The sequence below is a fragment of the Vreelandella olivaria genome (assembly GCF_023507745.1).
Classification (GTDB): Bacteria; Pseudomonadota; Gammaproteobacteria; order Pseudomonadales; family Halomonadaceae; genus Vreelandella; species Vreelandella olivaria_A.
Map to the genome: position 1 here is coordinate 11,838 of NZ_JALPZO010000008.1, position 25,283 is coordinate 37,120.

Below are 25,283 nucleotides of genomic sequence, written 5' to 3' on the forward strand. Positions count from 1 at the left end.
ATGTACGTTTATCGCATCATGCTGTTCCTGGTGTTTGGTGGGTATCTGCTCTCCCCGCTACTGATGAATGGCTGGGGCGACCCCAGCGTTGCCTGGTATCGCCCGTTTGCCATTTGGGGAGGGTTAATCGCCTTAACACTGTGGCTGGAGCAAAAGAGGAAGTTAGATGAGCGTTGAGTTAATCAGCGTACTGCTCCTAGGCCTGGGCTATCTGGCACTGCTGTTTGGCTGCGGTATGGCCGTTGAGCGCGGCTGGGTTCCCGTGCGCATCACGCGCCACCCGATGGTTTACACCCTTGCTTTAGGGGTATACGCCAGTGCCTGGGCCATTTATGGCAGCGTGGAACTGGCTTCCCAGGCAGGCTTTGGCTATCTGGCCTACTACCTGGGCGCTGCGGGCGCTTTTCTGCTTGCGCCGGTTCTGCTGGTGCCCATTCAGCGCATTACCCGCACCTACCAGCTCTCCTCACTGGCTGACCTGTTTGCCTTTCGCTTTCGCTCTCGCTGGGTAGGCACCCTGGTGACGCTGCTTAGCCTGTTCGCGGTATTACCGTTACTGGGTATCCAGGTGCAAACCCTGAGTGATGCGGTACATCTGCTCACGGGTAGCCGCTTCAGCGCTGCCGTCGCGCTGCTGTTTTGTGGCGTGATTGCAGCGTTCGCCGTACTATTCGGTGCACGCCATAGCCACCACAACCGTCACGACACGCTACTGAGCGTGCTCGCGCTTGAGTCAGTGATCAAGCTTATGGCCATGCTGGGGTTAGGTGCGATTGCCCTATGGTGGGTATTTGACGGCCCTCAGGACCTGCAGCTATGGCTGGAAGGGCCAGGGTATACAGCCCAGGCGGCCACCCCTAAGCTTGAGGCTGCCCAATGGCGCACCCTGTTGCTACTGTTCTTTGCAGCAGCGTTTATGATGCCGCACCTGTTCCACATCACCTTCGCTGAAAGCCTTTCCCGCCATACCTTGCTTCAGGCCAGCTGGACGCTACCACTCTTTTTACTCCTCATGGCCCTTCCTGTTCCGCTGATATGGTGGGCTGCCAAATCGACGCACGAAACCATCCCCGTGGCGGCATATGCCGCCTACATGATGTCTGAACACTGGTGGGTGGGCGCGCTAGCGTTTTTGGGCGGCCTAGCTGCCGCCAGCGGCACCATGATTATGATTGCCCTGGCACTTTCCGGCATGGTGCTCAATCACGTAGTACTGGTCGCCCGCCCTCCCGAGGCACGCAGCGATTTATACGGCTGGTTATTATGGCTCCGGCGTGGCCTGGTGGTAGCGGTCATTGTGGGGGGCTGGCTGTTTGCTGAAAGTGTTGGCCGCCACCACTCTCTGACGAGCCTTGGGCTGTCTGCATTTGTGGGGATGGCACAGTGCCTGCCAGGCATGCTCGCGCTACTTTACTGGCCGGGAGCTAACCGCAAAGGTATGGTGACCGGATTGATCGGCGGGATCGTGATGTGGCTATGGGGACTATGGCTACCCCTGCTCTTCGATATCCCTATGCCAGCGATGCCCTTTACGCCGTTAATGCCGGTCGATGCGCCCCCCTGGTATAACGTCACGCTGATCTCCCTGGCGGTTAATATTGTGCTGTTAATCGTTATTTCACTCTTCACCCGCACGTCTGAAGGGGAGCGCTCTGCGGCTGAAGCCTGCTCGGTAGATGCCGTCATCCGGTCCAAGCGCTTACCGCTGGAAGCGGCAACCGCCGGTGATTTTTCGACCCATCTGGCCCAGGCGCTCGGCGATGAGGCCGCCAGCCGGGAAGTGGCCCGGGCCCTTAAGGCACTTAACTTCACTCCCCAAGAGCGCCGCCCTTACGCGCTGCGGCGTTTACGTGACCGAATTCAAGCCAACCTTTCCGGCCTGATGGGTCCCTCTGTGGCACGGGATATCGTGGACCGTTACCTGCCCTATCGCCATGACGATGCCCCTGTTACCGACGATATCCATTTTGTAGAGAGCCGCCTGGAAGCCTACCGCTCAAGACTTACCGGGCTTGCCCGGGAGCTGGACGGACTACGCCGCCATCACCGGCAGACGCTTGCCTACCTGCCAGTGGGTCTGTGCGTACTGGGCGACGACGATGAACTGCTCATGTGGAATCAGGCGCTTTCACAGCTATCGGGTATTAGCGGCGAAAGCGTTATCGGGTCACGCCGTGACAGCCTGCCCGCCCCATGGCCCACGCTGTTGGGGAGCGTGCTCCACGCCCCCCACACACCGCTCTATAAACAGGCTGTGTCACTACATGGCAAAGACTACTTCCTTACCCTGCATAAAGCCGTACTAAGCGGCCATGATAGCCGTGGCGGCAGTGTGATCCTGGTTGAAGACCACAGCGAAATGAAATGGCTGGAAGATGAGCTGGTCCATGCGGCGCGCCTTGCTTCGATTGGTCAGCTCGCCGCCGGGGTCGCTCACGAAATTGGCAACCCTATTACTGGCATCTCATCGTTGGCGCAAAACCTGCGCTACGACACTGATGACCCAGCACTACTGGAAACCGCCGACCAGATCCAACAGCTTACCCAACGGGTCACTAAAATCGTCAACTCGCTGGTGGGATTTGCTCATGGAGGACGTCCGACGGGGCCACTTCCCGTCTCTCCGGTATCGCTTAAGACTATTAGCGAAGACGCGTTACACTTGATCCACTTAGCTCGCTCGGGCGAGGATATCATCTTCACCAATGCCTGCCCGGACGATATCGCGGTACGTGGTGATTCCCAGCGCCTAACCCAGGTCATGGTTAATCTGCTGAGCAACGCCCGGGATGCCTGCCAGGATCAGGGAAGTATTTTGATTGAGGCAGGCACCCAGGCCAGCCATGCCTGGTGGCGAGTGACCGACAATGGCCACGGTATTGCGCCCAGCGTTAAGAATCGCCTGTTCGAACCCTTTACCACTACCAAACCAGCAGGCGAAGGCACCGGGCTTGGGTTATCGTTGGCGTACCAGATTATCAATGAGCATCAAGGCAAAATAGACGTGGCCTCGCCACCTCCCGGACAGCCTCGCGGCACGGCCATTACGCTCTGGCTACCGCTTTACCAACAGGATGATCTTTCACTCCATGCCCAGGATACTGATTGTTGAAGATGAAGCGATTATTCGCAGCGCACTAAAGCGCTTACTGGAACGTCACAGCTATACCGTGAGCGAAGCCGCGAGCGCTGAAGAAGCCGGTACCCTGCCACTCAACGAGTTTGACCTCATCATCAGCGATCTGCGCCTGCCGGGTGAACCCGGAACCACACTGATCAGCGCCGCCGCCCCTGCTCCGGTACTGATCATGACCAGCTATGCCAGTATGCGCTCTGCGGTTGACGCCCTGAAACAAGGTGCCGTTGATTATGTCGCCAAACCCTTCGATCACACGGAGCTGCTTGAAACTGTCGAGCGTATTCTGCATAAGCAGACAATGCAGCACGGCACGCCTCCTGACATCACCGATGAGGGGGGCGGACGCCAGACCATGATCGGTGACTGCGCCGCCATGCAGCAGGTTTATACCCGTATCCGTAAGACTGCCCCCGCCGATGTTACTGTACTGATACAAGGGGAATCCGGTACCGGTAAAGAGCTGGTGGCCCGTGCAATTCACCAACAAAGCAAGCGTGCCAACGCACCGCTTATCTGCGTTAACTGCGCCGCTATTCCGGAAACTCTCATCGAATCTGAGCTGTTCGGCCATGAAAAAGGGGCTTTCACTGGTGCCAGTGCCGCACGTACAGGTCTGGTGGAAGCCGCTGACGGTGGCACGCTCTTCCTGGATGAGATAGGAGAGCTACCGTTGGATGCCCAGGCGCGGCTGTTACGTGTTTTGCAAGAGGGTGAAATTCGCAAAATTGGCTCTGTCGAAACGCGCCATGTGGATGTCCGTCTCATCGCCGCGACTCACCGGGATCTTCGGGCGCTATCGAGAAGCGGCGAGTTCCGTCTGGACCTCTACTACCGGCTCAATGTGATGCAGATTGCACTGCCACCACTGAGGGAGCGCGAAGAGGATGTGCTGAAGATTGCCGATATCCTTCTGGAAAAAGCCTGCAAACGTCATGAGCGCCCAGGGCTGCGGCTCTCCAGAGCGGCACGCCAAGACCTGCAGGACTACCCATGGCCGGGTAACGTACGGGAGCTGGAGAATGCCCTTGAACGGGGGGTGATCCTCGCCGAAGGCCACCTGATCCACCCGGATGACCTGGGCCTGGGGCCGGTAGTAAACCGTCCTCCCACCCCCAGCAGCACCGCACCTACAAACGGGACAGAATCCACATCACTGCCTGGGGATGAGGAGGATCTGTCGCTGGAAGACTACTTTCAACACTTTGTGTTAGAGCACCAGGACCAGATGAGTGAAACCGAGCTGGCCCAAAAGCTGGGAATCAGCCGAAAAAACTTATGGGAACGTCGCCAACGACTGGGCATACCCCGCAAAAAAACAGCACGGCGCCCCGGTTAAGCGGTGCCGCTGGCAAATCACCGCACACCTACGACTAACGTATAATACACTGATTTTAATAAAAAATATTCAAAATAGCGTTACCTCACCACTGTTACCTTCCCACACAACTCGGCTTAAAAATCCACTAAATGCGGGTAACACTTTCAGCTTTCACGTGCGACCTGGCATTGCACAAAAACGCCAACTCCATGAAATTTATAGCTTATCCAACAAGTGGCACGACGAGTGCAATATTACTGGGTAAGAAAAATAAACTGGGCAGCGCGGTAAGTCGCCAACAAAAACAACAAGACACCGCCCCGACCTGAGCCAAAACAAAAACAACAGGGCCAGGCAGAGATAACAGCACCAACAAGAACAACAGGCTTGAGTCTCACTACTTGCTTGCGCCAGGCAGCATAAGCGCAGCGAACAATAACAACAGCCAGCAAGTGCCCAAAAAGGACGCGATGTACAACGGAGACTCTACGTACCAACAAGAATAATAGTAGAGCGTGTGTACACCCCCGGAGCCAATAACAATTCGCCGGGAGGGAAAAGTTCGCGGTTGGATTATTGTTTTGAATACGAGGCGGTCGGAATTGATCAGGTATTTATATCTACCGACTGCGGTGCGTATTCAGGGCGATGTGCCATCATGAATAAAAACAGCAGCATGGACGCTGATTGTCTGCTTTATAGGGGAGGCTAGCTTAGCCTCCCCTTTCCGCGTTTAAAGGTTTTGTTTTTTTACAAACCGACTTAGGTGCTTTGCAAGCATTGAGGGGTCGGCTACACTCAGCGACTTACCACCAAACTGCACGGTCACTTTTTCAAAAAAAACCCTGCGAGTCGATATCGTCGCATGTTCAAAGGATTTACCCGTTTCTTACATAGCCCGGGAGAGCAATTGAAACCCCTGCTCGATTCCCCAGAGAGCACCACTGATGCTCTCAGTCCCCGTATCATTCCGCGCTCCGAGCACCCTGTTTCTCGTCAGCAGATGAGCGACGCCGCTTTAAAGGTTCTCTATCGCCTGAACAGTGCCGGCTTTGATGCCTATCTGGTAGGCGGCTGTATTCGTGATGCGCTACTGGGCAAGATGCCTAAAGATTTCGACGTGGCCACCAACGCCACGCCGGAACAGGTGCGGGACTTATTTCGTAACTCACGCATGATTGGCAGGCGTTTTCGCATTGTGCATGTGCGCTTCGGCCGTGAGGTGATTGAAGTCACTACTTTCCGTGGCCAACCCCAGGATGAACACGGTGACCACATCGCCCAACAGTCGGATGCCGGCCTGTTATTACGCGATAACGTATGGGGCAACATCGAAGAGGATGCACTGCGCCGTGACTTCACTGTTAACGCGCTTTACTACAACATTGCCGACTTCACCATCCATGACTTCGCCAACGGTGCAAGGGATATTGAGTCGCGCACGCTACGTCTGATTGGTGACCCTGCCACTCGCTACCGGGAAGACCCCGTACGCATGCTGCGGGCCGTACGCTTTGCTGCCAAGCTTGATTTCACTATCGAGCCAAACACCGAAGCACCCATGTACGAGCTGGCGCCACTGTTGCTGCAAATTCCTCCGGCGCGGCTCTTCGATGAAGTACTCAAGTTATTTATGTCGGGGAATGGCTTAATCACTTTCCGCCTGCTGAGTCATTACAATTTATTTGGCATGCTATTCCCTGAAGCGGAAGAAGCAATGGCCGATGCAGCCTGGGCCGAAGAGCTGATTGAGCAGGCGCTTACCAATACTGACAAGCGCATTGCTGAAGACCGCCCGGTCACCCCCGCGTTTTTATTAGCCGCCTTCTTATGGGCACCAGTGGCTCATCGCCAGGCAGAGCTGGAGCGCGATGGAATGCCTGCCATTCCCGCCTTGCAAACAGCAGCCCAGGAAGTGGTTGCACGTCAGCTTCAGCACACCTCTATTCCCAAACGCTTTGGTATGCCCATGCGCGATATTTGGGAACTACAGGCACGCTTACCCATGCGGCGAGGAAAAAGAGCCTTCCAGACCCGTGAACATCCGCGCTTTCGCGCCGCCTATGACTTACTGCTCCTCCGTGAACAGGCAGGTGAAATACCGCGTGGCCTGGGAGATTGGTGGACTGCTTTCCAGCAAGGCGACGAACACGAGCAGCTCCGATTACTGCAAAAAGTTGGCAGCGACCCGGCCAGCCAGGGTGACCGCCGCCGCAAAAAACGCCGTAAACCGCGTAAAGCCGAACAGTGAGCGCCACCCATCATGCCCCGTGCTTATATCGGTTTAGGTAGTAACCTCGAAAACCCCGTCACCCAGGTACGTCAAGCGTTAATCGAGCTGAACGATCTTCCACTTGGCCGGTTAGTGGCGGCATCCTCGCTCTATGCCACCCCCCCAGTGGGACCGCAGGATCAGCCCGACTTTATTAACGCGGTGGCTGCCATTGAAACCCGGTTGTCACCACTGGCACTGCTCGACCAGCTTCAGGCACTAGAGCAGCGCCACCGCCGCCGGCGGTTGCGCCACTGGGGGCCGCGTACGCTTGACCTGGACCTGCTGCTCTATGATCAGCAAGCAATTAATCATCCACGTTTGCAGGTTCCCCACCCCGAGATGCACGAACGTGGCTTTGTGCTGATCCCCCTAGCAGAGCTGGTACGGGCCTTGGATCATCCGCTGACTCTGTATGAGCAGCCACTAGGCAGCTGGCTGGATGGTCTGCAACAAACCGAAATACACCGTTTGACCGACCAGAACATCACCGCTACTGCTACCATCTGACTCAAATCTCGACACCAGACCCACATTCAGGTAACAATTGCCGGTTACGCCACTTCGCGTTTGCAGGGATGCAGCGATAATAATGGTCGGCTGCCTAGAAGATGCCTGGAACATTAGCGCGCAAAGCACGTTTTCAGTCATCGGCCAAGCGGCATCGGCCCCACGTAGAAATTACGAGAGCACGCCATGAAAACCGTCACCCTGAGCACCCTGCAGGCGTACAAAAAAGCCAGTGAAACGTTCAGTTGCCTTACCGCTTACGATGCCTCTTTTGCCCATGCGGCGAGTACTGCAGGCGTTGATGTCCTATTAGTAGGCGATTCCCTGGGCATGGTCTTACAAGGGCATACCAGTACTCTACCCGTGACCATCGACGACATTTGCTACCACACCCGCTGCGCGGCGCGCGGCAAAGGGCATAGCCTGCTGATGGTTGATCTGCCCTTTATGAGTAACGCAACCACTGAGCGCTTGCTCGAAGATGCAGCCGCCTTAATGCGCGCCGGAGCGGAACTGATAAAAGTAGAAGGTGAAGCATGGATGGCCGAAGGTATCCGCGAGCTCACCCGCCGGGGCGTACCGGTATGCGCGCATTTGGGGTTAACACCGCAAACCGTGTACCAGATGGGCGGCTATAAAGTACAGGGCCGGGAAGCGGCGCAGGCCGAACAAATCATCAACGACGCCAAAGTACTGGTTGAAGCGGGTGCCTCGGTGATTTTGCTTGAATGTGTACCCGCAAGCCTGGGTAAAGCGGTCACTGAGGCCCTGGATGTACCTGTCATCGGTATTGGTGCAGGCCCCGGTACAGATGGCCAGATTCTGGTCATGCACGATGTGCTAGGCGTTACCAACGGCCGTACACCACGCTTTGTTAAAAACTTTATGGCGGACGCTGACAGTATCCAAAGTGCATTTCAGCGTTACCACGAAGCGGTCAAAGCCCGCACTTTCCCTGCACCGGAGCACTGCTTCTAAGCGATGCCCACGGTTTTAACGCAACGCCTGTGAATGACGACCACTCTCCTATGCGTACTTTGCGAGATATTAACGACCTCCGCAGCACTCTTCGTGCACACCGTATGCGCGGCCAGCGTATTGGGTTAGTGCCCACTATGGGTAACCTTCACAAAGGCCACCTGGCGCTTGTCGCCCGCGCACGCCAACATGCCGATATCGTGGTAGCCAGCCTGTTTGTGAACCCGATGCAGTTTGGCCCAGGTGAAGACCTTGATGCCTACCCACGCACTTTCGAGACAGACCAGACGCAGTTGACCGACGCAGGCTGCGATATTCTATTCGCGCCTACCGTCAGCGCCCTCTACCCCAACGGCCTGGACACCCAGACTCGTGTGCATGTTCCCAAGGTGGGTGAGGGCCTATGCGGCGCAGCACGGCCAGGCCATTTTGATGGCGTTTCAACGGTAGTCAGCATGCTCTTTCATCTGGTTCAGCCAGATATCGCCTGCTTTGGTGAAAAGGACTATCAACAACTGGCGGTTATTCGCAAACTGGTGAGCGACCTGCATATGCCTATTGAGATCATCGGCGTGCCCATTGTGCGTGCCGATGATGGTCTGGCCCTCTCCTCCCGCAATGGCTATCTAAGCCAACAGGAGCGCACCACTGCCCCCATGCTCTATCGCACGTTGTGTGAGCTGCGGGACGCTCTTGAGCGCGGAGAAAGCACCGCAGAGGTATTACAGCGGGGAGCCAGCCTGCTAACAGGTGCAGGCTTTACCCCCGACTACCTTGAGCTGCGTGATGAGACACTTGCGCCGGTAACCCCTGCTACGCGCAACGCCGTGCTACTGGCAGCCGCCACGCTGGGTCCTGCCCGGCTAATCGACAACCTCAGCGTACAGCTGCCCAACGCCACCTCTAGCCATTAAGCGGCGCGAGCCGTTCTAAGGAGTTTGTTTCCATGCATACCATTATGCTCAAAGCCAAGCTGCATATGGCCCGTGTTACCCATGCAGTACTGAACTATGAAGGCTCTTGTGCCATCGACGGCGACCTACTGGATATGGCGGGTATCCGCGAAAACGAACAGATCCAGATCTACAACGTGGAAAACGGTGAGCGCTTTACCACCTATGCCATTCGTGGTGAAGAAGGCTCCCGAATGATCTCCATTAACGGCGCGGCAGCCCATCTGGCAGCGCCAGGGCACCGCATCATTATCTGTAGCTACGCTCACTACTCGGATGCCGAACTTGATGGCCACCAGCCAGCGCTGGTGTATCTGCAGGAAGGTAATCACGTCAGCCATACCAGCAACGCAATTCCGGTGCAATTGGCATAAGCCCAATAACACGCTAAGCGTACAGGGTAACGGGCCGCTCATCGGCCCGTTTTTATTTGGCTAAAAAGCGTATTGCCGCAACGCACAACCTTCCCCTATGCTGAAGGGTAAGTCTGACAAGACACGGCTGACCAATAATGGATGGGCAGCAGAGTTTTCGCTGACCCACCGTCAAGCGGACCGTTCGCGTTACTTACCCAAGGAGTCCTCCTATGCAAGACGTGGTTATTGTTGCAGCTCGCCGCACCGCCGTAGGTAGTTTTGGTGGATCACTCGCTGGTATTCCCGCCAGTGACTTAGGTGCACTGGTGATCAAAGATATTCTCGCCTCCACGGGAGTTGCCCCGGAACAGATTGATGAAGTCCTGCTCGGGCAAGTGCTTACCGCAGGTGTTGGCCAGAACCCTGCTCGTCAGGCCGCCATTAAAGCGGGCTTACCCGAATCCGTACCAGCCATGACCATTAACAAGGTCTGTGGTTCTGGCCTTAAGGCACTGCATTTAGCAACCCAGGCCATTCGCTGTGGTGATGCGGAGATTATTCTGGCGGGAGGCCAGGAAAACATGTCGGCCTCTCCGCATATTCTTCCCAACTCCCGTAACGGCCAGCGCATGGGCGACTGGAAAGCCATCGACTCCATGGTTCACGACGGACTATGGGATGCCTTCAATAACTACCACATGGGCATCACAGCAGAAAATCTAGCCGAAAAATACAGCATTACCCGGGAGGCAATGGATGAGTTTGCCGCAGCGTCTCAGCAAAAAGCCGCCGCTGCCATCAAAGAGGGTAAATTCAAGAGCCAAATAGTGCCGGTGGAAGTGCCCCAGCGCAAAGGCGACCCCATCGTCTTTGATACCGATGAAAACCCGCGGGAAGTCACTGCCGACAAACTGGCAGGTATGCGTCCCGCGTTTAAGAAAGACGGCACTGTTACCGCCGGTAACGCCTCGTCGTTGAACGATGGCGCCGCGGTGGTCATGCTCTGCTCGGCAGAAAAAGCCAAAGCGCTTGGCCTGGTGCCTCTGGCTCACATTGCAGCCTACGCCAACGCCGGTGTGGACCCGGCCATCATGGGCATTGGCCCAGCACCTGCCACGCGTCGCTGCCTGGAAAAGGCCGGCTGGAGCCTTGATGACCTGGACCTGGTAGAAGCGAACGAAGCGTTCTCCGCCCAGGCACTTTCAGTCAACAAAGAGCTCGGCTGGGATACCTCAAAGGTAAACGTTAATGGCGGCGCCATCGCCCTGGGCCACCCCATTGGTGCTTCGGGCTGCCGTGTACTGGTGACACTGCTGCACGAGATGATCGCCCGCGATGCCAAGAAAGGCTTGGCCACGCTATGCATCGGTGGCGGCCAGGGCGTTGCGCTGGCGATTGAGCGCCGCTAAGTCGCACGTTTAGCCCAGCAAGCCGCCATCCCCCGTTACTAACGGGGGATTTTTTTAATGGATCAGCGGTGTTTTTCCCCCACCACACTGGCGGGTGTCCGCCATACCAACAGCGCTCCCAGCAGAAATAGTCCCGAGGCGGCCCACATTGCTATGGGTAAGCTGGTGCCATCCACAACACGCCCACCCACCATGGCGCCAAGGCCAATGGACATATTAAACACAAAGGCCATGAGCGCAGTTGCCGCCTCAGTATTGGGTGCCGCGCGCAGAATCCACGTTTGAATACTGACCGATACACTACCGAAGACAGCCCCCCATACCATCAACAGCATGACACCGCTGGTGGGCTGCACACCTAATAGCGGGAATACCGCCACGACCACCAGCAGTAGGCTGGGAATGGCCAGCACCGCGCGGTAAGGGTGCCGCCCGGCGAAGGCTCCGGCAGCGATATTGCCCAGGATACCCGCCGCCCCGTATAGCAGCAGTAGGCTACCCACATGGCGCTGTGCAACGCCACTGATCTCCTGCAGGATGGGGCTGATAAAAGTGTAGGCCGCAAAATGCCCGACGACGACAAACCCCGTGGTCAATACCGCGACCCGTACTCCCTGATTACTAAACTGCTGCGCCAATACCCGTAAGCGCACGGGCTCTCTGGGAGGCAGTGGTGGTAACCAACACCATAAGGCTATGGCCGTGAGCAGGCTGAACCCACCCAGTGCGCCAAATGCCACCCGCCAGTTGCTCAGATCCCCTAACAGCGTGCCCAACGGTACACCCAGTACCGAAGCGGCGGCTACGCCACCAAAAATTACCGTCATCGCTTTAGGCACCTGCTCCTGGGGCACCAGGCGCGGGGCAATACTCCCCGCAATCGCCCAAAATCCACCAATGCTGATACCCACTAACACACGAGCTGCCAACAACAACGCAAAGCTGCTCGCCATGGCGGATAGTGCACTACCGATGACCATGACCACCATCATCAGTGTGAGCATCACGCGCCTATCCAAACGGCCCACAGCCACCGGCAGCAATGGGGCTGAAAACGCCGCCACCACACCGGGCACCGTCACCATTAATCCTGCCATACCGGGAGTGACACCCATAGACGCCGCCACTTGTGAAAGCAGCCCAATGGGTAGCTGCTCCGCGGTCACCAATAAAAAAATGCCGATCATAACGGCCACTACCGCCCACCAGCGCGGCGTTTGCTCCTGCTCCATGGCACTCCTCTCTTTTCCTATGCGCTGCATAAAAACGACACCGCCCCCGCAGCCAGTGACTACGGGGGCGGTAGAACTAACGCACTGCTATTTAGCTAACGATCTCCGCCTCAGCAGCTGCAAACGCCGCTTTCTCTTCCTCAGTGATCTCTTTAATAGAGAGCTTCACCCGGTTGCGGTTATCAATATCCAGCACCTTCACAATCACGTCATCGCCTTCGTTTAGGAAGTCGCGTACGTTATTCACGCGCTCCTGGACGATTTGCGAGATATGCACCAGACCGTCAGTACCCGGCATGATGTTCACAAAGGCGCCAAAGTCAGCGATGCGTACCACTTTACCGTTATAGAGCTTACCGATTTCCGCTTCTGCCGTAATAGCCAGCACGGTATCAATGGCTTTTTTCGCGGCAGCTTTATCTTCCGCGTAGATCCGCACGGTACCGTCATCGTCCAGATCGATAGAGGCACCGGTGTCTTCGCAGATTTTACGAATGGTGGCACCGCCTTTACCAATAACGTCACGGATCTTGTCTGGATCGATTTTGATGGTGGCCATCGACGGGGCGTTTTCAGATACCTCGGTACGGCTTTGGCTGATCACGACATTCATCTGCTCAAGAATGCTGATACGTGCGTTGTGAGCCTGCTGCAACGCCGTTTCCATGATCTCTTCGTTGATGCCTTCAATCTTGATGTCCATTTGCAGGGCGGTGACACCCTCCTCAGAACCGGCAACCTTGAAGTCCATATCGCCCAGGTGGTCTTCATCACCCAGAATATCGGTCAATACCGCGTAGCCATCTTCATCTTTCACCAGACCCATTGCGATACCCGCGACCGGCGCTTTCAGCGGCACACCCGCATCCATCAACGCCAGGGAGGAGCCACATACGGACGCCATCGAGCTGGAACCATTGGATTCAGTGATTTCTGACACCACGCGAATGGTGTAGGGGAAGGCTTCTTCCGAGGGCAACATAGCCTGCACGCCACGGCGCGCCAAGCGGCCATGACCAATTTCGCGGCGCTTCGGGCCACCCATAAAGCCAGCTTCGCCTACCGAGTAGGGAGGGAAGTTGTAGTGCAGCATAAAGCGATCTTTACGCTCACCTTCCAAGGATTCGATCAGTTGCGAATCACGCAGCGTACCTAACGTCGCCACCGCAATCGCCTGGGTTTCACCGCGGGTGAAGATGGCAGAGCCATGAGTCTTGGGCAGCACACCCACTTCAATCGCCAGCGGGCGCACAGTGAAGTTGTCGCGGCCATCAATACGCGGCTCACCTTTCACCACACGAGAGCGTACAACACGCTTTTCAAGACCCGCAAACGCGCCTTTCACTTCATCGGCGCTAAACTTGCCTTCCACGTCTTCGCCATCAACAGCAGCCAACTGTGCCAGAGCTTCTTCTTTCAGCACGGCCAGGGCATCCTGGCGGGCCATTTTGTCGGTAATGCGGTAAGCATCACCCACCTTGGCTTCAAAAGCATCGGCCATGGCAGTTTTCAGCGCCACATTCTCTTGGGGCGGCTGCCACTCCCAACGGGGTTTGCCGGCTTCAGCCACCAGCTCTTTGATGGCGCTAACGGCGACCTGCATCTCCTGGTGGCCAAACAGCACGGCTCCCAGCATTTCGTCTTCGAGTAGCTCTTGAGCCTCTGACTCCACCATGAGTACGGCGTTTTCAGTACCCGCCACCACCATATCCAGCTCTGAAGTGTCCAGCTCTTCAACCGTTGGGTTAAGGAAGTAGCCTTGCTCTTCATTAAAGCCAACACGAGCGGCACCAATCGGGCCTTTGAAGGGAACACCAGAGATGCCCAGCGCTGCCGAGGTACCCAGCATGGCCGCAATATCAGGATCATGATTACGGTCAGTGGACAGAACGGTACAGATCACCTGCACTTCGTTCATAAACCCTTTGGGAAACAGCGGGCGGATCGGGCGATCGATCAAACGCGAAGTAAGGGTCTCTTTCTCAGTCGGACGCCCTTCACGCTTGAAAAAGCCGCCGGGAATCTTACCTACTGCGTAGGTTTTCTCCTGGTAATGTACCGAGAGCGGAAAGAAGGGTTGGCCTGGGTTCACATCTTTCTTTGCCACTACCGTACACAGTACGACGGTTTCATCCATGGTGACCATAACGGCACCGGTGGCCTGGCGGGCGATGCGTCCAGTTTCAAGAGTGACGGTGCTACGACCGTACTGAAACGTTTTTTTTACCGGATTCACGGCGACTTCCTTTAACATTAATATCTACTTGTCTATTCGTTTGGGTCGTTTTGACTCGTCACCATTCTAGGCGTTGCCGCGCCATAGGGCTACCAGAAACCCAAAATCGCCTGTTGAGGCGGCTAAAAAGTCGCTGAAATATGTTTTAGATAACGTTATAAAAGCACTCTGAAGCTAATGGCAACACCGGATGGGCCAGCATAATAGTTAATCAGGGATATTAGAGACGCCCCCAGGAACAACGCCTTGACTGGCGCACTATAAAAAAAACGGGCAGCTCGTAAGAGCTGCCCGTTTTTTAATCTTTGCCGGTAACGCTTAGCGGCGCAGACCCAGACGCTGAATCAGAGACTGATAGCGTTCGAAATCTTTACGCTTCAGGTAGTCCAGCAGCTTACGACGCTGGTTTACCATGCGGATCAGACCACGACGCGAGTGGTGATCCTGCTTGTTGGTTTTGAAGTGGTCCTGCAGGCCATTGATGTTGGCGCTCAGCAGTGCAACCTGAACTTCAGGGGAACCGGTATCGTTATCGCCGCGGCCGTATTCGTTGACGATCTCGGCCTTTTTCTCAGCGGTTAATGCCATCTGTCTCTCCAGTAAGCAATATGCCTAAAAATGAATGGGTGAGACCACGCATATTTGCAGTCTCAGTCGACTCTCTTCACGTACAATCTTCACGTACGATTTTCGCGCAAATCGTTACTTCCTTGCAACGTTTTACAGGCGAATTTACGAACAAGCGACGGTACTTAACAGCCGCTTGGGAGCCACTTCCTGTGCTCCTTTTACAACACCAAGGCCGATAAACGACTCAGCGTAATAAAGCCTTGCCAGCGCATCAGGCATTAACGTTCCGATGGACAAACTGGCTGACTGGCCGTGGGAAAGCCGACCATAGGCCGTCTCATCCACTGCCAGTGAAGGCAGATGTTCCACCAGCACATCCACAGGCATCAGCTCAGCCTCACGGGTGGCTTGCCCCGCCAATGCCTCAAGGGCGTCCAGTGTCCACATGCCGTCACCGCTAAAAGGCCCGGTTTTAAGCCTTCTCAACTGACTAATGTGGGCACCACACCCCAAAGCATGACCAATATCTTCGGCCAATGTGCGGATATAGGTACCTTTGCTGCAGCTTACTTCCAGTTCAAAGGCAGTGCCCTCAAACGCAAGCAGCCGCGCATCATACACGGTTACCCGCCGCGCTGCACGCTCAACCTGCTTTCCTGCGCGGGCCAACTCATAGAGCTTTTTACCCTGATGCTTCAAGGCCGAGTACATCGGCGGCACTTGCTCTATCTCACCACGAAAACGCGTCAAGACAGACTCAACATCCTGAGCGGTGAGGTCTGGCACCTCGCGCTGCTCAATCACGGTGCCTTCCGCATCGCCGGTGTCGGTGATCACCCCGAGTTCCACCCGGGTGCGATACATCTTGTCGGCTTCCAGCAGGTGCGCGGAGAACTTGGTGGCCTCCCCCAGGCAAATCGGCAGCAAGCCCGTGGCCATGGGGTCCAGCGTGCCGGTATGACCAGCCTTCTGCGCCTCAAACAGACGGCGCACTCGCTGCAACGCATGGTTGCTGGAAATACCTTTCGGCTTATCCAGCAACACGACGCCGTTAACCGGTAATCCACGACGGCGACGTGCCATCAGCGCGTCTCCTCACCATTGCTGTTTTCACTGCCGTCCTCGTCATGCTGCTGACGGGCACGGTCTGTTGAGACTGCTTCGTCAATCAGCGATGAGAGGTGCTGGCCGCGTACTACGCTTTCATCGTAATGAAAGCGCAGCTCGGGCACATGGCGCAGCTTGATACGCTTGGCAATCTGGCTTCTTAGAAAACCTGCGGCACGTTTCAGTACCTGAAGGTTTTCCTTGATTCGCTCGGGGTCCTGTTCACCCAGCAGGGTGACATAGATATCGGCATAGCCAAGGTCACGGCTTACAGTGGCACCGCTCACCGTTACCATGCCCAAGCGCGGGTCTTTCACTTCGCGCTGGATCAGTACCGCCAGCTCCTTCTGGAGCTGGTCGGCTACCCGGTCGGTACGCTTAAATTCGCGCATGGTTGCTCCTCGCGGCCTTACAGGCTGCGCTCGACCTTCACTTGGTCAAAGACTTCGATCTTGTCGCCGACCTGGACATCGTTGTAGTTCTTCACGCCGATGCCACACTCCATGCCGTTACGCACTTCCTGAACGTCATCTTTGAAACGGCGCAGCGATTCGAGTTCACCTTCGTAAATCACCACGTTGTCACGCAGAACACGGATGCGCTTGCTGCGCGAGACGGTACCTTCGACGACCATACAACCAGCCACCGCACCGATCTTCGGCGCACGGAACACGTCGCGTACTTCGGCCACGCCCACGATCTCTTCTTTCCACTCGGGGGCCAACATGCCGCTCATCGCCTGCTTGACCTCATCAATCAGCTGGTAGATGACGCTGTAGTAACGTAGATCAAGGCCTTCACGCTCGATGATCTCGCGGGCTGCTGCGTCGGCACGCACGTTAAAGCCGACCACGATAGCTTCAGAAGCCAGTGCCAGATTGGCATCGGTACCGGTGATACCACCAACACCGGAAGAAACAACCGCCACTTGTACTTCATCCGTGGAGAGCTCTTCCAGGGCGCCTTTGATCGCTTCCAGTGAGCCTTGAACATCCGCTTTCAGGACGATATTGACCTTGGCCACTTCGTCCTGGCCCATCTGGCTGAACATATTTTCCAGCTTGGCCTTCTGCTGACGCGCCAGACGCACTTCGCGGTATTTGCCTTGACGGAAGTTCGCCACTTCACGCGCTTTCTTCTCGTCGGCCACCACCATGAAGTCATCACCGGCATCCGGCGTACCATCCAGACCCTGAATTTCTACCGGCATGGCAGGACCTGCGGTATCCACCTGCTGGCCCAGTTCATTGGTCAGGGCACGTACACGGCCATAGTGCAGACCAGCCAGAACGATATCGCCTTTCTTCAGCGTACCGTTTTGCACCAGCACGGTAGCCACCGGGCCACGGCCTTTATCGAGGCGTGACTCCACCACGACGCCTTTACCTGGTGCAGATGGCACGGCTTTCAGCTCAAGTACTTCAGATACCAGTTGAATGGCTTCCAGCAGCTCTTCGATGCCTTCACCGGTCTTCGCTGAGACGTGCACAAACTGGGTGTCACCGCCCCACTCTTCTGAAATCACGCCATGCTGCGAGAGTTCATTACGAATGCGGTCAAAGTCGGCGCCCGTCTTATCAATCTTGTTCACCGCCACGACCATGGGTACTTCAGCCGCTTTGGAGTGCTCGATCGCTTCAACGGTTTGGGGCATAACGCCGTCATCTGCTGCCACCACCAGGATAACCACGTCCGTTGCCTTGGCACCACGGGCACGCATGGCGGTAAACGCTGCGTGGCCAGGGGTATCCAGGAAGGTCACGCCGCCGTGGTCATCTTCCACATGGTAAGCACCAATGTGCTGAGTAATACCACCGGCTTCGCCAGTAGCCACTTTGGCACGACGGATATAATCCAGCAGCGAGGTTTTACCATGGTCAACGTGACCCATGACGGTTACAACCGGTGAACGGGTGATCTCTTCGCCTTCATAGGAGATGCCTTCGAGCATTTCCGTTTCCAGCGCGTCATCTTTCACCAGTTTGACCTTGTGGCCCATCTCTTCCACAACGATGGCCGCTGTATCCTGGTCAATCGTCTGGTTGATGGTCACCGCGGCGCCCATGGTGAACATGGCCTTGATGACTTCGTTGGCTTTGATCGACATTTTGTCGGCCAACTCAGCAACACTGATGGACTCAGGGATCGAAACTTCACGCACAATCGGCTGGGTCGGCTTTTGGAAGCCATGCTTGCCATTGCCACTTTGGCTGGCACCACCGCCGCCGCCGCGACGCCCACCACGGCGTTCGGCACGCTTTGCTTTCTTGCCACCGCCACGTTTACGCTCTTCGCGATCGCCACGATCATCGTCGTCATCACGACCTTTCTTCTTCGCAGCAGCCTTTTTCGGGGGCGCAGTACGACGGTCCGTACGACCCTCTTTCGGCGGCGCAGGCGGCAGATCATCAGCTACCGGAGTGTCGTCGATTTCAAGCTCAGGTACTGCGATATCGGGTACTGCAGCGGCTTTGGCTGCTTGAGCTTTGGCCTGCTCTTCCGCTTGCTTGCGTGCGGCATCTTCAGCCGCTTTGGCCTTGGCTGCTGCGGCTTTCTCTTCCGCCTCGCGAGCATCACGGGCTTTACGCTCAGCTTCCGCTTCAGCCATATCGCCTACCAACTGACGCGGGCCGGAGTGCTTGGGCTCGGCGGCTTTCGGTTTTTCGTCTTCGGCACGCTTAACGTAAGTTTTCTTCTTACGCACCTGAACTTCAATGGTCTTGCCACGCTCGCCGGTTTTAATACGGCTGCGGGTTTTACGGGTCAGTGTAATGCGGTTTTTGCCCGCATCGCTATCGCCGCCACCGTGGCTTTTCTTTAGAAAGCTCAGTAGTTTTTGCTTGTCTTCTTCCGATACCGCATCGCTTTCGGACGCGTGCTTCAAACCAGCTTCTTTCATCTGTTCCAAGAGGCGGGGCACATCACGGCCCACCTTTACTGCAAAATCTTTAACTGTCATATCTGACATAGTGACCCTCCTCAGCCCGTGACCTGTTTACTGTGTGTTCGAATCCGATACGCCATCGCCTTCGAACCAGGGCGCACGGGCAGTCATGATCAGTGCCGCTGCGCGCGCTTCGTCCAACTCCTCGATATCGACCAGATCGTCGACAGACTGCTCGGCGAGATCTTCCATGGTAACAATGCCTCGGCTAGCCAGAATGAAGGCCAGGTGGCGCTCCATACCGTCCATTTCCAGCAGGTCATCTGCTGGCTGGGCACCATCCAGCGCTTCTTCCGAGGCAATTGCCATCGTCAGTAGCTCGTCTTTCGCACGTGCACGCAGCTCTTCTACCAACTCTTCGTCGAACTCTTCGATTTCGAGCATTTCTTCAAGCGGCACGTAGGCAACTTCTTCCAGGGTAGTGAACCCTTCTTCTACCAGCAGGCGGGCAACATCCTCGTCCACTTCCAGGTGCTGAACGAAGGAGTCCACCAAACTATCGATTTCCTGCTCACGCTTGGACTCAGCCTCATCTTCGGTCATGACATTAATACGCCAGCCGGTAAGCTCTGAAGCCAGGCGCACGTTCTGCCCACTACGACCGATGGCCTGGGCCAGGTTATCTTGCGCAACCGCCACGTCCATGGCGTGAGCATCTTCGTCAACCAGAATAGATGCTACATCGGCAGGCGCCATGGCATTAATCACCAACTGCGCGGGATTGTCATCCCACAGCACGATATCCACACGCTCATTCTGCAACTCGGAAGAGACAGCCTGCACACGTGAACCACGCATACCAACACAGGCACCGACAGGATCAATGCGGCGGTCATTGGTTTTAACAGCGATTTTGGCCCGGGAGCCTGGGTCACGCGCAGCGCCTTTAATTTCAATCAGTTGTTCCGCGATTTCCGGCACTTCAATCTTAAACAGCTCAATAATGAAGGCAGGACTGGTACGCGACAGCTGTAGCTGGGCACCACGGGCATCCGGGTCTACCTTTACCAGCAGCGCGCGCACGCGTTCATTCATGCGGTAGCGTTCACCGTGAATCATCTCATTGCGCGGCAGGAAGGCCTCGGCGTTTTCGCCAAGATCAATAATCAAGCCGTCACGGGTGGTCTTTTTCACAATACCCGCTACCAGCTCACCTTCACGGTCCGCGTATTGGCGCACCACTTCGGCGCGCTCGGCTTCGCGAACCTTTTGCACAATGACCTGCTTCGCGGTTTGCGCGGCAATACGGCCAAATACTGCGTTTTCAATTTTCTGCTCGACAACATCGCCTAATTTGAGTGGCGGTTCGCGCTGCTCGGCAATGCTCTCTTTGATCTCGTAATCAGGGGTTTCGAACTCGTCATCTTCAACAACGGTCCAGTAGCGGAAGGTATCGTAATCGCCTGTCCGGCGGTCAATCCGCACCCGCACGTTGGCTTCTTCATTCTCAAAACGCTTGCGTGACGCGCTTGCAAGAGCGGCTTCTACCGCTTCAAAGATAACATCACGGGGAACGCCTTTTTCGTTGGAGATCGCGTCCACGACCATTAAAATTTCTTTACTCATGCGTCTGCCTCGCCAGAAAACCTGTCCTTTTGTGCATCACCCGGCAAACCTGCCGGAAGCCGCCACCCGTTTTAATTGTCGAACTGCGGGACAATTTGTGCAGAATCGATGCTTTCAATAGGAAAGCAGTACTCTTCGCCATCCAGTTGAAGCAGCACCTCATCACCCTCAACTCCCGCAAGCAGCCCCTGGTATTTCCGCCGCCCATCAAAGGCAACGCGTAGTTTTAGCGCGACCTGATGACCTTGATAACGGATGAAATGATCCAGGGTATATAAGGGGCGTGCCATACCTGGCGAAGAGACTTCCAGCCGGTATTCACCGGGAATAGGGTCTTCTACGTCCATAACGGCACTGACTTGGCGACTGATATCAGCGCAGTCTTCAACACTGACACCGCTTTCACGTTCGATGTAGATCACCAGTCGCGAATGTTTGCCCTGGGAAACATGGTCGATACCCCACAGTTCAAAGCCCATGGCGGCAACGACAGGTTCGATCAGCGCGTGAAGCGCAGCGTGTTTTGTGGCCACAGACAAAGCTCCTATAGCCGTTGCATCAGGCACCTGGCCAGGAGTCATAAGAAAAGCTAGGTGGCTGATTGGCGTTACCCGGAAATGTGTCTCTGGCAACCTGGATATCTAACACTGCACACGACATCCACTCATGAGACACGCTTGGCTCGTTAAAGCTGTTGACAAAAAAGCTACTAACAAAAAGCCCCTTCACAGGAAGGGGCTTTTCGAAAGAAACCTGTAATACCATTTTAGCAACATGCGACGTATCTTTCCCGCCAACCCAGTCACTCAATAATGATCGCGACCAAGCTACTTTACATGCCACCAGATAATGGTAGCGGGGACCGGATTTGAACCGATGACCTTCGGGTTATGAGCCCGACGAGCTACCAGACTGCTCCACCCCGCATCAATCTAGGTCGACGATAATAGACACTTGAACCGCTTACGTCAAGTACTGTTTTCGTCTGTGCCAATCCCGATTTTCTTGACAAAAAACTCTGGAAAGCTGGCGTACCAGCGAAACAGATGGTGCCGAAGGCGGGACTTGAACCCGCACGACCATACGGTCACTACCCCCTCAAGATAGCGTGTCTACCAATTCCACCACTTCGGCATCAGGGGAGGCTAAAGAAAGCGACTTCAATAACTTACTCACTGCTTTCCTCTAGCACTGGCGCGGTATTATCCATACTTGCAGGACCGTCGTCAAGCGTTGGAATATTGCGCTGCTGTTCAATCAGGCGCGAGTCGGGAATACCTGCCTCGGGCGCCTGGCCCGCCTGAGTGGCAAAGTAAGCCAGCGCCATGGAGGTAACGAAAAAGCCCGCCGCCAAAACAGCCGTAGTGCGTGATAGAAAGCTACCACTTCCCCGAGAACCGAAGACCGTTTGTGACGCCCCTCCACCAAAGGCAGCGCCCGCTTCGGCACCTTTACCCTGCTGAAGCAGGATGAGTACAACCAGGGCGACCGCAATCACCACATGAACCATAAGAATTGCAACTTGCATGGAGTTATCCTGCTGACTGACAAATGGCGTAGAAATCGTCGGTTTTGAGCGAAGCACCGCCCACTAAACCGCCGTCGATATCCGGCTGTGCGAGTAACTCAGCCGCATTGCTTGCATTCATGCTGCCGCCGTACAGCAGTTTAAGCTGCTCGGCAAGCGAAACATCAAACCCAGCCTGATAGGAACGAATACCCGCCATCACTTCCTGGGCTTGCTTAGGCGTTGCTGTCCGCCCGGTGCCAATCGCCCATACGGGTTCATAGGCAATCACTATCTGCAGGCGCTGCACAGGCTCTAAACGTGCCATTGCATGCCCCACCTGACGTAGCACAACGTCCATGGTACGCCCCGCATCGCGCTCTTCAAGGGTTTCCCCGACGCAGAGAATGGGCGTCAACCCAACATCAAGGGCAGCCACCAGGCGGTTAAACACCTGAGCATCGGTCTCCTGATATAGCTGGCGACGCTCAGAGTGGCCTACCAGCACGTAAGTCACGTCAAACTCTTTCAGCATACGGCCGCTAATTTCCCCCGTATGCGCCCCAGAGTGCTGAGGATTGAGCGTTTGCGCCCCTAACTGCAACGGCGTGTTCTGGAACGCATGACGCGCGGCATCCAGGTAAGGAAACGGCGGAATCACGACAACATCAATATTCGCAGGCAGCGTGGCTGTCGCGAAAGTGTCTCCAAACGCGTTAATCAACGCCGTAGAACCGTTCATTTTCCAGTTACCGGCAATTAATGGCGTACGCATTGACTATCCTCACTCAAGGTGGAGCGAAATGGTATAGGAGCGGCCTTGTCAAGACAACCGCTGTTGCAAGCACAGCTGGGTTTCTTGAGCAAGTTAGTTGAGCAGGGCCTGCACTTGATCGGCTACCGTATGCGCCAACGAATCCACATCCAGGTGGGCTCGCCCTTCCACCATCACTCGAATTAATGGCTCGGTACCGGATGGTCTGAGCAGCACACGACCCTGATCACCCAGTTGTTCTTCCAGTGCGGCAACCGCCTGCTGTAGAGGTTTAGATGCCACTATTTCCTTTGCGTTCGCTCCGGCGGGCAAGCGAACATTCACTAATGACTGGGGCACTTTCTCCAGCCCTTTAAGCAGCACAGGCAGCGTCTTTTGCTCACGCATCATAAGTGCCAGTACCTGCAGCGCTGAGACAACCCCATCACCGGTCGTCTGTACGTGCCCACAAACGATATGGCCAGATGCCTCGCCTCCCAGTTCCCACCCATTAGCGGCCATCATCTCCATGACAAAGCGATCGCCTACTTTGGCACGCTCAAACGGGATGCCCAGTTTTTCCAGGGCCATGGCCAGGCCAAAATTGCTCATCTGGGTGCCCACAACACCACCGGCTAACAGGCCACGTTCATGCCGATCCCGGGCAATCAGGTAGAGGATATCGTCGCCATCCACTTCACGGCCATCAGCATCCACCAACAGCACCCGGTCACCGTCACCATCAAAAGCGACCCCCAAATCAGCCCCCTGCTGAATGACAGCCGCCCGCAATGCGGCGGGATGGGTAGAGCCTACCTGATGGTTAATATTTAACCCGTCGGGAGCAACGCCAATCACCCGTACATCAGCCCCCAGCTCACGAAACACATTGGGCGCGATATGGTAGGTAGCCCCATGGGCGCAGTCCAGCACAACTTTCAGTCCATGCAGGCTCAGCCGGTCGGGCAGTGTTGACTTACAAAACTCAATATAGCGACCGGCGGCATCGTCGATACGCGTTGCCTTGCCCAACTGAGCAGCCTCTGCCGTCGTGAGCGGCGCCTCCAGCATCGCCTCAATACGATCCTCGATCTCATCGGGTAGTTTTTTGCCTTCTGCTGAGAAAAATTTGATGCCGTTATCGTCAAACGGATTATGGGACGCAGAGATCACAATGCCAGCATCGGCCCGGAAGGTACGCGTCAGATACGCAATGCCAGGCGTCGGCATGGGCCCCAGCAGAGAGACATCAACGCCCGCTGCTGAAAGGCCGGCTTCCAGCGCGGATTCAAACATATAGCCGGAAATACGCGTGTCCTTACCAATCAACACCCGTGTGCGGCCTTTTTCACGGCGCAGCACCTGGCCTGCCGCCCACCCCAGTTTGAGCATAAAGTCAGCGGTAATCGGCGATTGCCCCACAGTGCCACGGATGCCATCGGTGCCAAAATAACGTCGCGTCATGCATTGAACTCCTTATTCAGCGTCAGCTCGCAGCCCTCCTGCAGCACCGCCCAGGCCATATTAACGGCATCCACCGTTGGCCCCACATCATGGACCCGCAAAATATTCGCGCCTCGCTCAACGGCCATGGCCGCCAGCGCCAGCCCCCCGGCCAAACGCTCTTCAACCGGGCGACCCAATACTTTACCAATCATACTTTTACGGGACATGCCCACCAACAGCGGTAGCTCCAACACTTGTAAAGCATCCATATATTTCAGCAAGCGCAAGTTATGCTCGACGGTTTTGCCAAAGCCAAACCCGGGATCAATCAACAATCGGCTGCGTCGCAACCCCGCCGCTTCGCATGCCGCTATGCGCTCGGCCAGGTAGGCGGCCACAACACTTTCAACCGGCTGATCATAACGGGGAGACTGTTGCATATCCTGGGGTTCGCCCTGGCGATGCATCAGGCAGACAGGCAGGCCGCTGCTGGCCGCTGCGGCCAGTGTGCCTTCACGCTCCAGCGCCCGCACATCATTAATCATCCCTGCCCCCAGCGCGCCGGCTTCACGCATTACGGCAGAACTACTGGTATCCACTGATACCAGGGCGTCCAGCTCGCGCACCAGTGCTTCTATCACTGGGGCAACGCGATCCAGCTCTTCCTGCTCAGTGACCGGATGGGCGCCGGGGCGAGTTGATTCCCCGCCCACGTCAATCATCGCAGCCCCTTCTGCCAACATGCGCTCGCCATGACGCAGCGCATCGTCCACAGCGATATGCTGACCGCCGTCAGAAAACGAATCGGGCGTTACATTCAGGATGCCCATCACGCGGGGAAAGGAAAGATCCAGTAAGTGACGTCCACAGCGCAGTTGCTGAGCCGCGCCGCCTGGAGTTTGGCGCATGGAGATGTCGGCATTTGTTGTCATACAGGCGTCCGATGAGCAAATGGGTAAAAAGCTATTGACTGTAAGGATAACAAA

The 25,283-nt window shown here is 56.0% G+C and carries 21 protein-coding genes and 2 tRNA genes; 9 read left to right on the forward strand and 14 right to left on the reverse strand.

Going from position 1 to position 25,283, the window contains the following annotated elements; genetic code table 11:
• The 9 genes from HP566_RS00140 (at position 1) to HP566_RS00180 (ending at position 10,935) form a co-directional block, all read left to right on the forward strand.
• Positions 1-177: a hypothetical protein gene (locus HP566_RS00140; RefSeq protein ID WP_249975229.1), complete on the forward strand. Its 177-nt coding sequence runs from the start codon at positions 1-3 to the stop codon at positions 175-177.
• Positions 167-3,112: an ATP-binding protein gene (locus tag HP566_RS00145; protein WP_249975230.1), complete on the forward strand. Its 2,946-nt coding sequence runs from the start codon at positions 167-169 to the stop codon at positions 3,110-3,112. The genes HP566_RS00140 and HP566_RS00145 overlap by 11 nt, the downstream gene beginning before the upstream one ends.
• On the forward strand, positions 3,090-4,475 hold the full coding sequence (locus HP566_RS00150; protein WP_249975231.1) for a sigma-54-dependent transcriptional regulator: 1,386 nt from the start codon (positions 3,090-3,092) through the stop codon (positions 4,473-4,475). The genes HP566_RS00145 and HP566_RS00150 overlap by 23 nt, the downstream gene beginning before the upstream one ends.
• An 847-nt stretch (positions 4,476-5,322) precedes the next feature.
• Positions 5,323-6,708, forward strand: a complete 1,386-nt coding sequence (gene pcnB, locus HP566_RS00155) for a polynucleotide adenylyltransferase PcnB (protein ID WP_249975232.1) — start codon at positions 5,323-5,325, stop codon at positions 6,706-6,708.
• A gap of 12 nt (positions 6,709-6,720) precedes the next feature.
• Complete coding sequence (gene folK / locus HP566_RS00160) at positions 6,721-7,239, forward strand: 2-amino-4-hydroxy-6-hydroxymethyldihydropteridine diphosphokinase (protein WP_249975233.1); 519 nt, start codon at positions 6,721-6,723, stop codon at positions 7,237-7,239.
• A gap of 186 nt (positions 7,240-7,425) precedes the next feature.
• A complete protein-coding gene (gene panB / locus HP566_RS00165) occupies positions 7,426-8,217 on the forward strand; it encodes a 3-methyl-2-oxobutanoate hydroxymethyltransferase (RefSeq protein ID WP_249975234.1) in 792 nt (263 codons plus the stop codon).
• A 50-nt stretch (positions 8,218-8,267) separates the two neighbouring features.
• Entirely contained in the window at positions 8,268-9,131 is an 864-nt protein-coding gene (gene panC / locus HP566_RS00170; RefSeq protein ID WP_249975235.1) for a pantoate--beta-alanine ligase, read from the forward strand.
• 32 nt (positions 9,132-9,163) lie between these two features.
• Positions 9,164-9,544: an aspartate 1-decarboxylase gene (panD, locus tag HP566_RS00175; protein ID WP_249975236.1), complete on the forward strand. Its 381-nt coding sequence runs from the start codon at positions 9,164-9,166 to the stop codon at positions 9,542-9,544.
• A gap of 212 nt (positions 9,545-9,756) precedes the next feature.
• Entirely contained in the window at positions 9,757-10,935 is a 1,179-nt protein-coding gene (locus tag HP566_RS00180) for an acetyl-CoA C-acetyltransferase (protein WP_249975237.1), read from the forward strand.
• A gap of 62 nt (positions 10,936-10,997) precedes the next feature.
• On the opposite strand, the gene HP566_RS00185 is transcribed toward HP566_RS00180, so the two are convergent.
• From HP566_RS00185 to folP, 14 genes are all read right to left on the reverse strand, one after another.
• A complete protein-coding gene (locus HP566_RS00185; RefSeq protein ID WP_249975345.1) occupies positions 10,998-12,167 on the reverse strand; it encodes an MFS transporter in 1,170 nt (389 codons plus the stop codon).
• A gap of 91 nt (positions 12,168-12,258) precedes the next feature.
• Entirely contained in the window at positions 12,259-14,421 is a 2,163-nt protein-coding gene (gene pnp / locus HP566_RS00190) for a polyribonucleotide nucleotidyltransferase (protein ID WP_249975238.1), read from the reverse strand.
• Positions 14,422-14,721: 300 nt separating this feature from the next.
• Complete coding sequence (gene rpsO, locus HP566_RS00195) at positions 14,722-14,991, reverse strand: 30S ribosomal protein S15 (RefSeq protein ID WP_009723734.1); 270 nt, start codon at positions 14,989-14,991, stop codon at positions 14,722-14,724.
• Between the two features lie 144 nt (positions 14,992-15,135).
• A complete protein-coding gene (gene truB / locus HP566_RS00200) occupies positions 15,136-16,056 on the reverse strand; it encodes a tRNA pseudouridine(55) synthase TruB (protein WP_249975239.1) in 921 nt (306 codons plus the stop codon).
• Positions 16,056-16,472: a 30S ribosome-binding factor RbfA gene (gene rbfA / locus HP566_RS00205; protein ID WP_249975240.1), complete on the reverse strand. Its 417-nt coding sequence runs from the start codon at positions 16,470-16,472 to the stop codon at positions 16,056-16,058. Before rbfA ends, truB begins: the two co-directional genes overlap by 1 nt.
• Positions 16,473-16,489: 17 nt before the next feature.
• Positions 16,490-19,048 (reverse strand): translation initiation factor IF-2, encoded by a 2,559-nt coding sequence (gene infB / locus HP566_RS00210; RefSeq protein ID WP_249975241.1) that lies wholly within the window; start codon positions 19,046-19,048, stop codon positions 16,490-16,492.
• Positions 19,049-19,075: 27 nt separating this feature from the next.
• Positions 19,076-20,590 carry a transcription termination factor NusA gene (gene nusA / locus HP566_RS00215; protein ID WP_249975242.1) on the reverse strand — a complete coding sequence of 505 codons (1,515 nt, stop codon included), beginning with the start codon at positions 20,588-20,590 and terminating at the stop codon, positions 19,076-19,078.
• A 71-nt stretch (positions 20,591-20,661) separates the two neighbouring features.
• Positions 20,662-21,123, reverse strand: a complete 462-nt coding sequence (gene rimP, locus HP566_RS00220) for a ribosome maturation factor RimP (protein ID WP_249975243.1) — start codon at positions 21,121-21,123, stop codon at positions 20,662-20,664.
• A 317-nt stretch (positions 21,124-21,440) separates the two neighbouring features.
• Positions 21,441-21,517: transfer RNA gene (locus tag HP566_RS00225), tRNA-Met, on the reverse strand.
• 120 nt (positions 21,518-21,637) lie between these two features.
• A tRNA-Leu gene (locus tag HP566_RS00230) sits at positions 21,638-21,724 on the reverse strand.
• 34 nt (positions 21,725-21,758) lie between these two features.
• Positions 21,759-22,118 (reverse strand): preprotein translocase subunit SecG, encoded by a 360-nt coding sequence (secG, locus tag HP566_RS00235; RefSeq protein ID WP_249975244.1) that lies wholly within the window; start codon positions 22,116-22,118, stop codon positions 21,759-21,761.
• Positions 22,119-22,122: 4 nt separating this feature from the next.
• Positions 22,123-22,872, reverse strand: a complete 750-nt coding sequence (gene tpiA, locus HP566_RS00240; RefSeq protein WP_249975245.1) for a triose-phosphate isomerase — start codon at positions 22,870-22,872, stop codon at positions 22,123-22,125.
• Between the two features lie 93 nt (positions 22,873-22,965).
• Entirely contained in the window at positions 22,966-24,315 is a 1,350-nt protein-coding gene (gene glmM / locus HP566_RS00245; RefSeq protein ID WP_249975246.1) for a phosphoglucosamine mutase, read from the reverse strand.
• The gene (folP, locus tag HP566_RS00250) at positions 24,312-25,229 is read right to left on the reverse strand and encodes a dihydropteroate synthase (RefSeq protein WP_425348158.1); all 918 of its coding nucleotides are present in this window, start codon (positions 25,227-25,229) and stop codon (positions 24,312-24,314) included. Before folP ends, glmM begins: the two co-directional genes overlap by 4 nt.
• Positions 25,230-25,283 lie beyond the last annotated feature (54 nt).